The organism is Paenibacillus glycinis (assembly GCF_009909185.1).
GTDB lineage: Bacteria > Bacillota > Bacilli > Paenibacillales > Paenibacillaceae > Paenibacillus_Z > Paenibacillus_Z glycinis.
Genome location: NZ_JAAAMV010000025.1, coordinates 87,072 through 101,585 on the forward strand (window position 1 = coordinate 87,072; position 14,514 = coordinate 101,585).

Below are 14,514 nucleotides of genomic sequence, written 5' to 3' on the forward strand. Positions count from 1 at the left end.
ATTGAATCTCTGGCGGTCCAGTAGAATCGATCGTTCCCTATTATCCGACAACGCTTTCGTTCGGTTTGCTTAGTCTTATATTAATTACCATGACTTACCTTGTCAACTATTTTTCCTATAAACTTAGTCGGAATTAAATTCCCCAGCTATTCTTCCTTTAACGAGCCTCGTCAAACTAAAACGCAAGGAAGGAACGGGTATCCGGTTGGATGCCCGTTCCTTGAGAAAATTCAAGATGCTATTCGTTCGAAAGCAGCTTGTACAGCACTTGCGCCACTTCGGCCCTCGTCGTCAATCCCGCGGGGTTCAGCTTGCCGCCGCTCCCGGTTACGACGCCGCCTTTCACGAGCGCTTGGAACGCATCCTGCGCGTAGCCGGCGATCTTGCCCGCATCGGCGAAGCTCGATACGGCCGAACCTGCATCGCCCGAAGGCAGCTTGCCGAGCACGTCGAGCGCGCGGTAGAGCAGGGTGAACAAGTCTTGGCGGGTAATCGCCTTATCCGGCGCGAACAGGTTGTCGCCGAGTCCCGTCGTAATGCCGAGACGTTTCGCCGCTCCGAGGTATGGCGTGTAGTACGCATTGCCCGCATCTGCGAAATTATTCGCTTCGGCTTCGTTCGGCTCGATGCCGTACGCCTTCAGCAGCAGCACGAGGAACTGGCCGCGAGTCACGTTCGCCAGCGGGCTGTAATGCGTGTCGTCGGTGCCGGTCGCGATCTCCCGCGCTGCCAGGAAGGTAACGGCCTTGCCGTACCAAGCCGCGTCGGAAACGTCGTCGAAAGCGACTTTGTTGTACGCCACGATGTATTGCGAGAAATGCGCCGTCACGAAATCCACCGTGCCCGTCGCCGGGTTGTACTTGCCCCTTACCGGCTCCAGATACCCGTCTTCCGTAATGTAATACACGATGATGGCGTTCGGATCCTCGCCGGTTTTCGGCGCGTAAGGCACGCTGACCTTGACGCTGCCTCCGCCGAAGTCGGAAACCAACGTATCGCCTGCTTTAACCGACAGGTCGTACACGGGTCTGTCACCCAAGACTTCTTTGCCTTCGGCGGTCAATTCGCGCTTGGCGATCTCGATCGTTACGTCGCCCGTTCCGGCGGCGCTGATGGTTTTCAACGCTTGCGTATCGAATTGAACGGTACCGACGGCGGCATAGTTGATTTTCACTTGCGCTTTCGTGTTCGCCGCCACATCGTCGATCACGGCGCGCGGAATGCTGATTCGGGCCGTCTGCGTGTCCGCGGCGGACGCCACTTTAAGCTCGGCGACCGCGACGTTGCCGGCCGATTCCGTCTTCTTGGCGCTGTCGACCAACGCGGCCGCGGCTTCCTTGGTTACGACGGCCGTCGTGTTTCCGTCGGCGTCGGTCTTGGCCGGAACGTCGATGGAAGAAGTCGTCGTCGATCCGGACGTCGTCGTCGTTACGCCGTCATCCTTGACCGGAGTCGTGCTTCCGCCCGTAGTGCCGCCGCCGGTATTGCCGCCGCCGGTCGGTCCGGCCGGAACGATAACGTCCACAGATTCGCCTGCCGCGTACGGTACTTGCGTCGGCGCGATCAGCGTGGTGACGCCGTTCGATCTCGAACTGACCGGACCGTTATAGCCCGGCTTCGCCGCATAGCGGACATTGTACGTGCCCGCCGCCAACCCAGTGATGCTCGTGCCCGTGACCGGCGTGTAATTCGCCGCTCCCGCAGCCTTGTATTCCAGCGCCGCGGTTACGCCCGTGATTCGGCCGTCGTTGTTCGCCGACGTCGTCGGCGCTACGCCCGCTGCCTGCGTCGGCACGGATTCCAGACGGGAGAACAGCGCGTCCAGCGCCGTCTTGTACGCCGTGTTCGGCAATACGCCGTTCGATTGGTAGTCGGGCTGAATGTTCGTCCACGAGTACATCAGCTCCACGTGACCGAGAATCGGCGCGCTGACGCCGGATGCGTCTTTATTGTCCTTATTGTAGATGTACAGATACGGCACCTGCAGCTTGTTCGCGACGACGTCCTGGCCGTTCGCGTCCTTGTACGTCACGTTCGTCGTGCCTTTGACGTATTGCGTCTGGATGTTCGTCAGGTACTTGTTGACCAGATCCACGTACAGGTTCGCGTACGGATGGCCGGTTCCCCGCACCATCAGACGATCGATGTCATGGGAATCGAAATCGGGCGAATCGGTCTGCGTGACGTCCACGCCCGCATCCAGCCGCGGATCCCACATGTAGACTTTGTCGATGTTGTATTTCTTCGCGTACTCGTTGATGAACTTGATGGCCGCCTGCGTGTTCGGGCACCAGGATCCGCCGAAGAGGATCGCGTAGTTGCCGTGGCTGTCGAGCAGCCTCGTCAGCTCGTGGTACGTCACATGCTCGAACACGAGCTGTCCGTCCTCCGCTCCGAAGATGTCACGGCCGACGTTCGGCGAGTTGTGCTTCACGTTCTGGTTGAACGCCGGCTCGAAGAAATCGTTGTTGGCGACGGTCGCGTAGTCCACCGCCGGCGCAGCGCCCAACACGTTCTGAACCTGCGTCTTGAACGCGTCTACTTTGGATGCGTCCACCGCGCCGTCCGTCAGGAAGTCCGCCGCGCTGCCGTCGTTCTTCAAGGAAGCCACGATCGGCTGGCTGTTGTCGCCGTTCTTGTGGTCCTTGTCGTAGACGAACAGGAACGTCTTGTCCTTCACGTCGGCCGCCGGGCTTGCCCCGACCGCCGCGCCCGCCGCATTCTTCTCCGTCAAATATTTGTTGACGAGATCGGTGTACACGCTGGCGAATGCGTTGCCGCTGTCCGCGATGTCCAAGGTGAGTCCGTCCAGCTTGGTGTCGAAATTGTAGATCGTGGAGATGCCGTAGGCTTTGGCCACCTGATCGATGTAGCCGATCTCGGCCTGCGTGCTCGGCAGCGATGCTCCGCCGAACAGGATCGCATATTTGCCCTCGCTGCCGAGGATATGCGCGAGATCCTCGTAGGTAACCGTCTTGAACACATGGCTCGCGTCGTTCAAGCTTGGATAGACGTCGCTGAAATAATCGTAATGGCTCGTTGCGCCGGTGCCGCTGCCCGTCGAGACGACGGCCGAAGAATCGCCGGCGTCGGCGTTTGCGGAAAACGCCGGCACCGAGATGAGCAAGGCAAGCAGCAAGGCAACGATCCTTGCCGCGAAAGTAGGTTTCCTCATATGGCTATAGCTCCTAGTTTAGATTGAGTGGGAATGGAATGGCCGGATTAACCGCAATCTTCGATGCCGCAATCTTCGTCGTCCGAAGAACCGGGATCTGTCGGCGCGGGTGCCGGATCGGGATTGGAAGCGCTAGGCGACGACGAGCCGGAATTCGACGAAGGCGAAGGGGACGATTGCGTTGGCGCGGCTTCGACCGCCGTCTCCGGCGCTTTTTCTTCCTTGGCCGCTACGATGGAGCCGACTTTCTTCGGCGCTTTCTCTACGGGAGCGGATACCGGTACCGTATTCTCCGCCGAATTGGAAGCAGGCGCGGACACCGCAGCCGCCGGTTTGGATGCTGACGGTTTGGATGCCGGCGCGGAAGCTTTCGGCTGAGCCGCATTCGATGCCGCCGGTTTGGCAGGCGCTTTCGGCTGTGCTTCCGTCGTTTTCGGCGCTTCTTCCTTGGAAGCGGAAGGCTGCGTCAGCACGGCCGTCTTCACCTTGGCTTGGTTCGAGGCGGAGCTTGCATTGCCGGATGGCTGCGACGGCGCGTCTTGCGCAGCTGTCTTCGTGTCCGCCGGCTGCGACGGCTCGTCTTGCGCTGCAGGCTGCTTCGCAGTCTCAGCCGTTTGTTCTGCCGCTGCAGGCTGCGCCGCGTCGGTCGAGGACGCGTCCTGCGCCGCGATTTCCGTGACGGCAGCCGATTCGGCGACGACGGCCGTTTCGGCCGCAGCAGGCTGCTCGGATTCCGCAGCCGCGGTTTGCGGAGCGGTCGTTTGGTTCGTTTCGGCCGCAGTCGGCGCGCCGGACGGATCGTTTTGCGTTTTTTTGTTCGCGTTGACGGCGGCGAACGTCAGCGCCAGGAAGACCGCGCTCGCGATAACGAAAGATAAGGTCGTTTTGGTCAGCTTTTTCATTTGGTACGACAGCCCCTCTAGTTCGGATTTGGCATGCTTGTTCGATGGTTCAGTTCAACGTAACGACAGTTGCCTTGCATCTTGCGGTCAAACTCTCGGTCGTCCCTCCCGTTAGGATAGTTCCGGATAAAAAAAGAAGATCCAACGAGCGCGCTGCGGTTCAAGCGCTCATTGAATCTCTGGTTGGTCCAGTAGATAGATCGTTCCAAGTCATCCGACAAAACCGTCGTTGGTTTACATATCCATATCTTAAATACCTGACACCGCCTTGTCAATATTTTTCCTATCGATTTTGTCGGAATTAAATTTTCGCTTTCGGCATCGAATAGGAGACTCTCGGCGATTCCGTCATGATTCTGCTCCCCCTAACTTGCGAGAACGACCGTTTGAAGCCGCCGCAGCCTTTTTCGGACAGTCGCATCTCGCGCGGCAGAGCGGCTTCTCTCTCTTCCGGGCAACGCGAAAAAACCGGAACCCGCCCGACAGGCAGGTATCCGGCTTCGAGCGGTTACGGATGCGTCTCACGCCTGCCCGCGTCTCGCGGCGAGCTCGGCCAAGCCCAGCAGCCCGACCGTGTCCCGGCGAAGGATCGCTTCGATCTCCTCTTCCGGCACGCGCGGCAGCTTCGTTCCTTCCAGAATTCCGTTGATCGCGCGCGCGCCGTCGATCGTCTGCTGCGGCGTGAAGAACGGAAAATCGGAGCCGAACAGCACTTTATGCGCCACGCGGTATTCCGTCACGTTCATCATGGCGTTGTAGAACTGCCACGGCCGCGGGACGAGCGCGGACAGATCGGCGTAGACGTTCGGATTCTTGCGGATGAGCGACACGCACTCCGCATGCCACGGATGGCCGAGATGCGCGACGATCATCTTGAGCGAAGGGAATGTCCGCGCGATCGGATCGAGCAGCTCCGGGCGCGAAGCGTCCAGGAACCCTTGGGACACGAACGACGTGCCCTGATGCCACAGGATCGGAATGCCGAGTTCGTCTGCCTTGGCGTAAAGCGGGAAGTACGCGCGGTCGCCCGGGTAGAAATTCTGGTAGATCGGCGCGAGCTTCAGCCCGACGAGGCCGTATTCCCTCACCGCAAACTCCAGCTGCGCCGGCGCGTCCGGCGCATGCGGATCGACGCTGGCGAAGCCGAACAGCCGGCCGCGATGGCCTTCCACGTATGCCGCGACGTATTCGTTCGGCACGACGACGCCGGTCTGCGGGCAGTTGAACGCCAGAACGATCGCCCCGTCCGCATGACGGTAGACGTTCCAGTGATCCTCCGGCGTCGTCTGCAGCTCGTAGCCGTCTCCCCATGCTTTCTTCGCGTCCGACAAGAAGCTTCCGCCCACATGACCCGGCCCGAACAAATGCGTGTGCCCGTCGAAGATCATAACGTCACCTTCAAGGCGTCGACCGTGTATTTGCGAACGGCCTCGTCGTCCAGCTCGACCCCGAGCCCGGGCCCGGCGGGCACCGCGACGTACCCTTCGCCGTCAAGCTTGAGCGGCTCCGCGACGAGATCGCGGCTGAGCGGCGTATCGTTCGTGCAGAATTCCTGGAACAGCGGATGCTTCTGGTACGCGTTCAAATGCAGCGACGCCGCGGTCAGAATATCCGACGTCCACGCGTGCGGCACGATCAATTTGCCCGCCTGCTCCGCCATCGCCACCAGCCTGCGCGTCTCCGTCAGCCCGCCGGCGCGGGAGACGTCGGGCTGAATGATGTCGATGTCCCCCTCCGCGATGAGCTGCTTGTATTCGTACAAGCCGCCGAGCTGCTCGCCGCAGGCGATGCGGACGTCGACGGCGTTCGCCAGCTTGCGGTAGCCCTCGAGATTGTCCGCGTGAAGCGGCTCCTCGACGAAGAAGACCCCGTACTGCTCCAGCTCCTTCACGAGCCGGATCGCCAGCTTGACGTCGGGCGTCCACATGCCGTCGACCATGATGTCCATGCCGTCGCCCGCTTCCTCCCGCGCCGCCGCGACGAGCGCTACGACCCGGCGGGGATCCTCGGCCACGGCGCCCCAACCGAACTTCATCGCCCGGTAGCCGAGCGCGCGGTACTTGCGGACGGCTTCCTTCATCGCCTCCGGCGTGCGCCGGAACAGCGTGCTGGCATAAGCCTTGATGCGCTCATGGTTGCGGGCGCCGAGCATGACGCCGACCGGTTGGCCGGACGCCTTGCCGATAATATCCCAGATCGCGATGTCGATGGCGCTCATCGCATGGATGGCCGCGCCGCGCCGGCCCTGGTAATACGAGGACGCGTACATGTTCGTCCAGATCTTGTCGTATTCGAACGGATTTTCCCCGATGACCGCGTACTTCAAGCCTTCCGAGAACGACTTCAAATACCGGGGCGCGTCGATGAGCGCCTTCATGACATGCGGATGCGAATCGCAATCGGCGATGCCGACGATGCCTTCGTCCGTGCTTACCTTCACGATCAAGGCGTACTTCGGCCCGCGGGAATCGGAGGCGTCGTCGGCCATGCCGTAATCGTACGGGCTTTCCAGGATGGCCAGCTCGATGGAGGTGATTTTCATTGCGCGTCCCCCTTCAGGTAATCGAATCGCGAAGCGCCCGAACCCTCGGGCAGCAGCCTGCGGGACAAGCCCCTGTACCAGGCTTCCACCTTCGCGAAGCCTTCCGCGTAACGGCTCCCCGCCTGGTAGCCGCGGAACTTGCCGACCGTGTCCACGACGTCGAGCAGGTCGACGTCCATGAGCTGCCGGAAGATCCGCAGCTGGCTCGCGTGCTTGGCGAGCGCCGCTTTCTTCGCTTCGATCGTCTCCGTGATGTCCACGAACTCCGTCGGCTGAAAGCCGATGCCCCCGACATTGTCCATGAAGTAAAGCGTCACCTGCCGGGCGGTCGCCGGATGCGCCGTCGCCAAGCTGCCGACGCCCGCCAAGGGCAGCGCGTCCCAGACGAGCTGGTGCGTATAGCGGTGGTCGGGGTGGTAATCGTCCGGCCCGTGCGTGATGACGAGATCCGGGTCGGCGGACCGGATCAGGTCGACGAAGGCGAGACGGTTCGCCAGCGTATTCTCCAGCTTCTCGTCGGGAAAGCCCATCCAGATCGGCTCCGCCCCGATCACGGCGCACGCGGCCTTGAATTCCGCCTCGCGGATCGCGGCCAGCTCGGCCGGCGGCACGTCGAAATTGCCCATGTCGCCGTTCGTCGCGACCGCCATGAAGACCTCGTGCCCCTGCCGCTTATACAGCGCCAGCGTGCCCGCGCATTGCAGCTCGATATCGTCCGGATGGGCGCCGATCGCCAGTATTCTCATCGCTCGCCGTCCTCCTTCTCCGTCAGGATCGCCTTGATGACCGATCGCTTCCCGCCGGCCAGCTCGTTCAGAAACGCCGCGCCTGCGCCGAACGGCACCCTGTCCGTGACGATCGCCCCGACGTTGATCCGGCCGCTCTCCGCCAGTCGGATGCCGCGGTCCCAAAGCAGCGGCGCCGAGATGCAGGTCACGACGCCAAGGTCCTTCGCGACGATCCGATCCGACGGAATGGAAGGCGCTTCCGCGCCGTTCAGCCCGTACAGCACGATCGTTCCGCCCGGGGCGACCAGCTCCAGGCAGGAACGGACCGCCTCCACGCTGCCCGATGCCTCCACGGCCACGTCGAAGACGGACGCCGCGCCGTAACGCGACGGCGATCCCTGCCGGATATCGACCGCCTCGTCGGCGCCGAGCCGAAGCCCGAGCGCCAGCGGCTCCTCGCGCTTGTCGAACAGCGTGACGGACGCCGCGCCGTATACGCGGGCGAGCTGCGCGAACAGCTGCCCGGCCGGCCCGGCCCCGAACACGGCGACGCGCGCGCCCGCCACGTTCCTCGCCCTGTCGATGGCGCCGAGCGTGCAGTTCAGCGGCTCCATCATCGCGCCTTCCTCGAACGTCAGCGCCTCGGGCAGCCGGTAGAGATTGCCCGGCTTCGCGGCGACGTACGCGCCATACCCGCCGCTGCCGATCGTCGTGCCGAGCTCGCCGCCGGCCGGACACAGGTATTTGCGGCCGGACTGGCAGCTCCGGCAGCGGCCGCAGCCGACGACCGGGTCGACGACGACCCGGTCTCCCGCCTGCCAGCCGGATACCCGCGTGCCGACCCGCTCGACCGTGCCCGCGATCTCGTGGCCCAGCACCCATGGCGGCTTCGCGAAATCCAACCGGCCGGACACCATATGCAGATCCGTCGAGCAGATGCCCGCCGCGCGCACGCGGACCAGCACTTCATCGTCGGCGGGCGCCGGAGCCGGCCAGTCGGCGACTTCTTCCAGCTTGCCGTCCGGCTGCCATACGATGGCCCGCATCTAGAGCACCCCGTATTTCTCGTACACGTCGCGCAGCAGCTTGCCCTCGAGCAATTCGCGGCGCGTATGATTCTCGCCGTTCACCTTCCGCGAAGCGAGGGCGATCGTCTCCTCCAGCACGGCCTGCGGGATGACGACGACGCCGTCGCGATCCGCGAAGACGACATCCCCGGGATGGACGAGCACGCCGCCCGCCTCGACGGGACAGTCGTAATCGATCACGAGCCCTCTGCCCCTTGAATCCACGGGCTTATACCCCGCGCAGTGAAGCGGAAAGCCGAGCTCGACGATCTTCCCCGTATCCCGCACGAGGCCGTCGATGATCGCCCCCCGCGCGCCCCGCATCTTGGAGGCCGTCGAGAGCAGCTCGCCCCACATGCCGTTGCGGACCGATTGATTGGTCGCCGCGACGACGACCTCGTCCGGCAGGATGCTGTCGATCGACGCGATCTCCTTCTCGTACGGATTCTCCTGGATATGATACACATCCACGGATAGTATCGTTTTGGCGCGCCCGGCCATGCACGCATTCCCTTCTTCAAGCGGCCGGATGCGCTCGTTCATCGCCTGGTTGCGGTAGCCCAGCTCATCCAGGCTGTCGCAGATCACCGCCGTGTACAGCTCCCGCTGCATCCGGTCGAACAACGTCTTGTCATTGCCGATTTCCATCTGCCCGAACCTCCTTGGTCACGATTCACGGTACGAAGTACACGTCTCTGAAGTAATTCGCGTTATTGAACGTCGCGGTCGGCATCGCCCCGGCCGTCGTCGTGAAGACGCCGCTGCCCGTATAGGTAATGAGATTGCCGTTGTTGACCGGGCCGTCGAAGCCGTGGCTCGTCGCCGGGTACCAATGATCGGAACTCGTCGATACCGACACGATATAGTCCGTGTTGGCCGCGATGGCGAGCGCCGTCGGCAGCGTGAATTCCTTCCAGCCCGCCGTGCCGGCCGTGATGTTCCACGTATACGGTCCCGCCACTGTCGTGCCCGTCGAGACCTTCCAGATGCGCACCGTATGGGCGCCGCCCTCGGTCGCGTTGGCATAGATGCGGGCCTTCGTGATCGTCCCGGCCACCGTGGAATAAAACTTCGTGCCCAGCTCGTATTGCGTATCGTTGTCGTAGGCCGCCGGCGTCTGCGTCGTGAAGATCGAGCCGCTCGCGCCGCCGCCCCCCGTCGTCAGCGCCGCGGAATCGATCCGGCCCCACGCCGCGGCGCTCGCGCTGCCGTTGCTGTCGATGCCGAGCCGGTACGTGCCGGCGGTCGTTACCGTGAACGAGATCGACTTCGCCGTCCACGTCGTGCCGCTGAACGCGGAGCTCTGCAGGACCGTGCCGTCCGACGCCTTGATCGCGAACATGCGGAGCGAAGCGCCGCTGCTTTGCACGCTGGCGGAGAAGGTGTACGTCCCCGGCGTCAGATGAACGCCCTGATAGATGCCGGCATAGCCCGCGTTGAAATTCTGGATGAGGCCGTAATAGCCGCCCGGCTGCCCGACCGCGGCGTTGCTCGCTCCGCCGCCGCCTTCGACCGTCCAGAAGGACGTCTGCTTATACGTCGAACTTGACGCGCCCGCGCCGTCGAAATTCGTGTTCAGCAGCGTCGTCGAGCTCGTGATGCCCGCGAAATCCGCATCGCCGGAGAAATCCGTCTTCGGCATCCCCGCGACGTTGCCGTCGAGCTTCGTGCCGCCGTTGACCGGAATGAGCGTATTGTTCTTGAACGTCACGGACTCCGTCGGCGTCCGCGGTCCCGAGGTGTACGGATCGTCGAGCAGCGCTCCGATCGGGTACGTCGCCTTCAGCGTGTTGTCATGCACGTTGACCCGGGATACCTCCGATGTCGATTGGTCCGGGTTGCCTCCGGTCCAGTTGATGAACAGGAAGCCATGGCAGCCCCCGGCGCACTGCACGTCGACGTTGTTGTGGTCCACCTCGATGTTCTTCGTCGGAATCGGGCTCGCCGTGGACCACCAGGTGCCGCCCCGCGGATCGTTGTACGACGCCCAGACGTAGATGCCGTCGTCCCCCGTCGTCAGGTTGTTGTTGTAGACATGGATGTTCTGGCAATTCGCGAGGCTCACGCCGTCGCTGTTGAGCGTCGCCGGATTGCTCGTCGTCACGCCGGTCACGACGCCGTTCGTGGACTGGCGGAGCGCGATGTTGTACATCGTCGAGCCGTCGATCGTAATGTTCGAGATCGTGAAATTGTTGACTTGGTAAAAGCCGATCGCGTGGATGATAATGCTGGTGGCGTCGTTGCCGGTATACGTCATCTGGATTTTGCCGGCTCCCGTGATCGCGACGTTCGTCGTGCCCGGACCGGCGAAGATCAGCGGATAGTTGTTGTCGGCCCACGCGTTCCATGGAATGGAGCCGGACTTGAGCCGGCCGAACGTCTGCGCATGCGCGTAATGCGCCGTGTTCTGGCTTTCCTTGAGCACCGCGTTCGCGTTCAGGTTCAGCGTCACGTTGCTCTTCAGCGTCAAATCCCCCGTCAGGAACGTATAGCCGCCGGGGAAATTGACCGTCCCGCCCCCCGCCGCGTTCACCGCGTCGATCGCCGCCTGGATCGCCGCCCTGTCGTTCGTCGTGCCGTTGCCGACGGCGCCGTAGCCGAGGACGCTGACGTCCATCGCGCTGGCCCTGCCCGGCAGGGCGAACAGCCAGAAGAACGACATGAGCAAGACGATCAGCGACAGCGCGGACAACTGCGTTTTTCGCGTAACATCCATCCCGATTTCCCTCCCGAATAAGTGCTGCTTGCATTACCCTTTGAGACTGCCCGCCATGACGCCCTTCACGAACGACTTCTGGAATGCGAGAAAGAACACCGTGATCGGCAGGCAGACGAGCACCGTTCCGCCGAATACGAGATCCCACTGCCCGACCTTCGAGGTGCTGAAAATATACAGCTGAAGCGGCAGCGTGAACATCGCGTTCTTGTTCAGCACGATCAGCGGCACCAGCAGGTCGTTCCAGATGCTCACCCCCCGGATGACGAGCACGATGCCGGTGATCGTCTTGAGCAAGGGCATGTAGATATGAACATACGTCCTGAAGGGACCGCAGCCGTCGATCGAAGCAGACTCGACGATCTCCTTCGGAATCGAACGCATGAAGCCCGCGTACAGGAAAATCACGAAGGGTAGATACATCCCCGCGTACACGAACGCCACGCCGAGGAAGCTGTTGATCAGATCGAGCCGTTTGAGCAGCAGCAGCAGGGGCACGATCGTAATCTGGGGCGGCACGGAGATGAGCGCGACGAAGAACGTGTACAGCCTTCTGACCGCGCGGTTGTTCGGCAGAATGACGCCGTAAGCGGCGAGCGAACCGAGCGTCACGAGCAGCAGCAAGGACAGCGCCAGGATCAGCGCGCTGTTGAAGAACGCCGTCTTGAAGTGCAGCTGCCCGTAAGCCCTGGCGATATTGTCGAACGTGAAGGAATGCCTCGTCAGCCAGAAGGGCTGCACCGAGATCGCTTCCGCGAACTTAAACGCGTTATTGAGCGCATACCATAATGGCAGCAGGTAAACCAGCGCCACGAGCGCCAATAAGAGATGGGTCGCGGCTTGGGGCTTCTGCAGGCGGCTTCCGCCGCGCGCCTTATTCATGGGCGGCTTCCCTTCGGTTCAGCAGCCGCAGCAGACCGAGCGTGATCGCGGTCGTGACGAGCGTCAGGATCACGGCGAGCGCCATCGCGCTGCCCTGCTGCATGCTTTTGAACGCGTAGATGTAGATCGAGATCGCCATCGTCTGGGACGCGAAGCCGGGGCCTCCGCCCGTCAGCACGAACGGCAGGTCGAAGATCGTCAGGATGCCGATCGCGGAGACGACGACGTTGATCGTGATCGCGTGCGACAGCAGCGGGAACGTGAGATGGCGCAGCCGCCGGAACCACGTAATGCCGTCGATGCTCGCGGATTCGTAGATATCGTGCGGAATCGTGCTCAGCCCGCCGAGGTAGATCATCAAGTAGAATCCGATGGAATACCAGACGATGCTGAGGCTCAGCGCCGGCATGACGGTCGACGTCTGGCCGAGCCAATCCTGCGCCCAGCTTTCCTTGCCGAGCTTCTCGAGCACGAGGGCGACGGGGCCGAACACCGGATTGTAGATGACCTTCCAGATAATCCCGACGACGACCATGGAGAAGATGTTCGGCAGGTAGATGATCGCTTTATACGCGCTCGCGAACCGCCGGACGTCGTAGATCAGGACGGCGAGCAGCATCGCGATCAGATTCAGGACGGGCACGTACAAGCCGATCAGGAAGAGCGTGTTCCAGATGAGCTGCTTGAATTGCGGGGACTGCAGGACATAGCGAAAATTATCCCAGCCGACGTAATCGAAGTCGGGGCTGATGCCGTTCCAATTCGTGAAGCTGTAGCGGAAGGACATCAAGGCCGGGTAGAGGAAGAAGACGCCGATGACGGCGAGCGCCGGCAGGACGAACGCGGCGCCCGCGACGGCGGAACGGTTGTTGCGGTACCAAACCCTCATGCTGTGCCACCTCTCTGACGGAAGGAGCCGGAGGCGCGGGAAGGATCATGCCGAACGCCCGTGCCGCGCGCCGTCTCCGGAATCGGATTACTTCTTGATCGCTTGCAGGTACGTCTCCTGCGTGAACTTGGCCGCGCCTTCCGGCGTCAGCTCGCCCGTCAGCACCCGCTGGAACGTCTGCACCAGCGAGGCCTGCACCTCCGAAGGCAGCACTTCGAACCAGAGCGGACCGGTCTTCGCGTACGTCTTGAGGTCGTCCACGTAAGCGGAGACGGCGGGATCGATCTTGAGCTTGCCCGCGTCGGGCGCCTTCGTCATCGGAATATTGCCGCGCTTGTTCTGATAGATATAATAACCGTCGCCGTTGACGATAAAGTCCAGGAACTTGAGCGCCGCGTCCTTGTGCTTGCCCTCCGCGACCGCGAAGCCCGTCTCGGTGGCCACGACCGGCACGCGGTCCTGCCCTTTGACGTTCCACGGCGGCATCATGACGCCGGTGCCGAAGCCGGCCTGCATCATCGTGCCCGCCAGCCAGATGCCGCTGAAGGACATCGCCGCCTTGCCTTGCAGGAACTCGTCGTTCGCTTGGCTGTACTGCAGGCTCGTGACGCCTTTGATGAGGTAGCCTTTATCGAACAGCGTCTTGAACTTGGCGAAAATATCGGCGTACTCCGGCGTGTTGAAGTCGAACGTCCCGTCCGCGATTTTCTTGACCGCGTCGGGATCCTTCGCCACGACGTTGTTCGAGAAGCCGTTGCTCCACACGGTGTTGTTGACCGTGCCGTCCGCCCCCGCCACGATGAGCGGCGTGATGCCGCTGCTCTTGAGCTGCTCGCATGCCGCGAGGAAGTCCTCCCAGTTCTGCGGCAGGTCCTTGATGCCGGCTTGGTCGAACAGCTTCTTGTTGTAGTAGATCAAGGTCGTGGACAATCCGCCGGCGATGCCGAACAGCTTGCCGGCGCCCGAGGTGAACACCGGCTTCAGGCCGTCGATCGTGTTCTTGCCCGCGTCGCTGTCCTTCAGGTCGGCGATCAGTCCGGTATCGGCCAGCTGGGCGCCGAACGCGCCGCCGTCGATCGTCATGAAATCCGGCAGCGAGTTGGCCGCCGCCTTCGGCTGCAGGTACTCGGCGTTCGTGTCGTTCGGCACCTGGGAGAAGTCGACCTTGATGTTCGGGTACTTCGCCGTGAACTGATCCACGATCTCCTGCGCGGCGTCCACCCAGTCCGAGCTCATCATCGAGACCGTGAGCGTGACGTTCTCGTCCGCGGCCGGCTCCGCGGCCCCTGCGTTCGACGCGCCGTCCGAAGCGCCGTTCGCCGAACCGGACGCCGCGTTCGGGGCGTTCGCCGTGCCGGAATTCACGCCGTTGTCGTCTGCCCCGCAGCCGTACAGCGGCACCGCGAGCAGCGAGACCGCCAAGGCGGCCGAGCATGCTTTTTTCACTGAAACCATGGTTCCATCCCCCTTTTTGATTAGCCTAGAGAGAATATAGCACATGCTTTTCCGCCTTTTAAGGCAGTAAAATTCACATTGGGTTTAATATTTTCAGAAAATTACGACATGTACCTAACGGCGAGTCCAAATCATGTTATATTTGGTTACATAAAGCG

The 14,514-nt window shown here is 62.2% G+C and carries 11 protein-coding genes; all 11 read right to left on the reverse strand.

Going from position 1 to position 14,514, the window contains the following annotated elements; translation table 11 throughout:
* Positions 1 to 238 precede the first annotated feature (238 nt).
* The 11 genes from GT019_RS24815 to GT019_RS24865 all read right to left on the reverse strand — a co-directional run bounded on the left by GT019_RS24815 (position 239) and on the right by GT019_RS24865 (position 14,356).
* Positions 239 to 3,175 (reverse strand): S-layer homology domain-containing protein, encoded by a 2,937-nt coding sequence (locus GT019_RS24815; protein WP_161746125.1) that lies wholly within the window; start codon positions 3,173 to 3,175, stop codon positions 239 to 241.
* 47 nt (positions 3,176 to 3,222) lie between these two features.
* The gene (locus GT019_RS24820) at positions 3,223 to 4,077 is read right to left on the reverse strand and encodes a hypothetical protein (protein ID WP_161746126.1); all 855 of its coding nucleotides are present in this window, start codon (positions 4,075 to 4,077) and stop codon (positions 3,223 to 3,225) included.
* A 521-nt stretch (positions 4,078 to 4,598) separates the two neighbouring features.
* Entirely contained in the window at positions 4,599 to 5,465 is an 867-nt protein-coding gene (locus GT019_RS24825; RefSeq protein ID WP_161746127.1) for an amidohydrolase family protein, read from the reverse strand.
* Positions 5,462 to 6,619, reverse strand: coding sequence for a mandelate racemase/muconate lactonizing enzyme family protein (locus GT019_RS24830; protein ID WP_161746128.1), 1,158 nt, complete (start codon positions 6,617 to 6,619; stop codon positions 5,462 to 5,464). Before GT019_RS24830 ends, GT019_RS24825 begins: the two co-directional genes overlap by 4 nt.
* Complete coding sequence (locus tag GT019_RS24835; protein WP_161746129.1) at positions 6,616 to 7,365, reverse strand: PIG-L deacetylase family protein; 750 nt, start codon at positions 7,363 to 7,365, stop codon at positions 6,616 to 6,618. The genes GT019_RS24830 and GT019_RS24835 overlap by 4 nt, the downstream gene beginning before the upstream one ends.
* Positions 7,362 to 8,393, reverse strand: a complete 1,032-nt coding sequence (locus tag GT019_RS24840; RefSeq protein ID WP_161746130.1) for a zinc-dependent alcohol dehydrogenase — start codon at positions 8,391 to 8,393, stop codon at positions 7,362 to 7,364. Before GT019_RS24840 ends, GT019_RS24835 begins: the two co-directional genes overlap by 4 nt.
* A complete protein-coding gene (locus GT019_RS24845; RefSeq protein ID WP_201755578.1) occupies positions 8,394 to 9,062 on the reverse strand; it encodes an RraA family protein in 669 nt (222 codons plus the stop codon).
* A 25-nt stretch (positions 9,063 to 9,087) separates the two neighbouring features.
* Positions 9,088 to 11,130 (reverse strand): DUF4082 domain-containing protein, encoded by a 2,043-nt coding sequence (locus GT019_RS24850; protein ID WP_161746131.1) that lies wholly within the window; start codon positions 11,128 to 11,130, stop codon positions 9,088 to 9,090.
* A gap of 33 nt (positions 11,131 to 11,163) precedes the next feature.
* Complete coding sequence (locus GT019_RS24855) at positions 11,164 to 12,012, reverse strand: carbohydrate ABC transporter permease (RefSeq protein ID WP_161746132.1); 849 nt, start codon at positions 12,010 to 12,012, stop codon at positions 11,164 to 11,166.
* Complete coding sequence (locus GT019_RS24860; protein ID WP_161746133.1) at positions 12,005 to 12,901, reverse strand: carbohydrate ABC transporter permease; 897 nt, start codon at positions 12,899 to 12,901, stop codon at positions 12,005 to 12,007. Before GT019_RS24860 ends, GT019_RS24855 begins: the two co-directional genes overlap by 8 nt.
* An 87-nt stretch (positions 12,902 to 12,988) precedes the next feature.
* Positions 12,989 to 14,356, reverse strand: a complete 1,368-nt coding sequence (locus GT019_RS24865) for an ABC transporter substrate-binding protein (RefSeq protein WP_161746134.1) — start codon at positions 14,354 to 14,356, stop codon at positions 12,989 to 12,991.
* Positions 14,357 to 14,514: the final 158 nt, after the last annotated feature.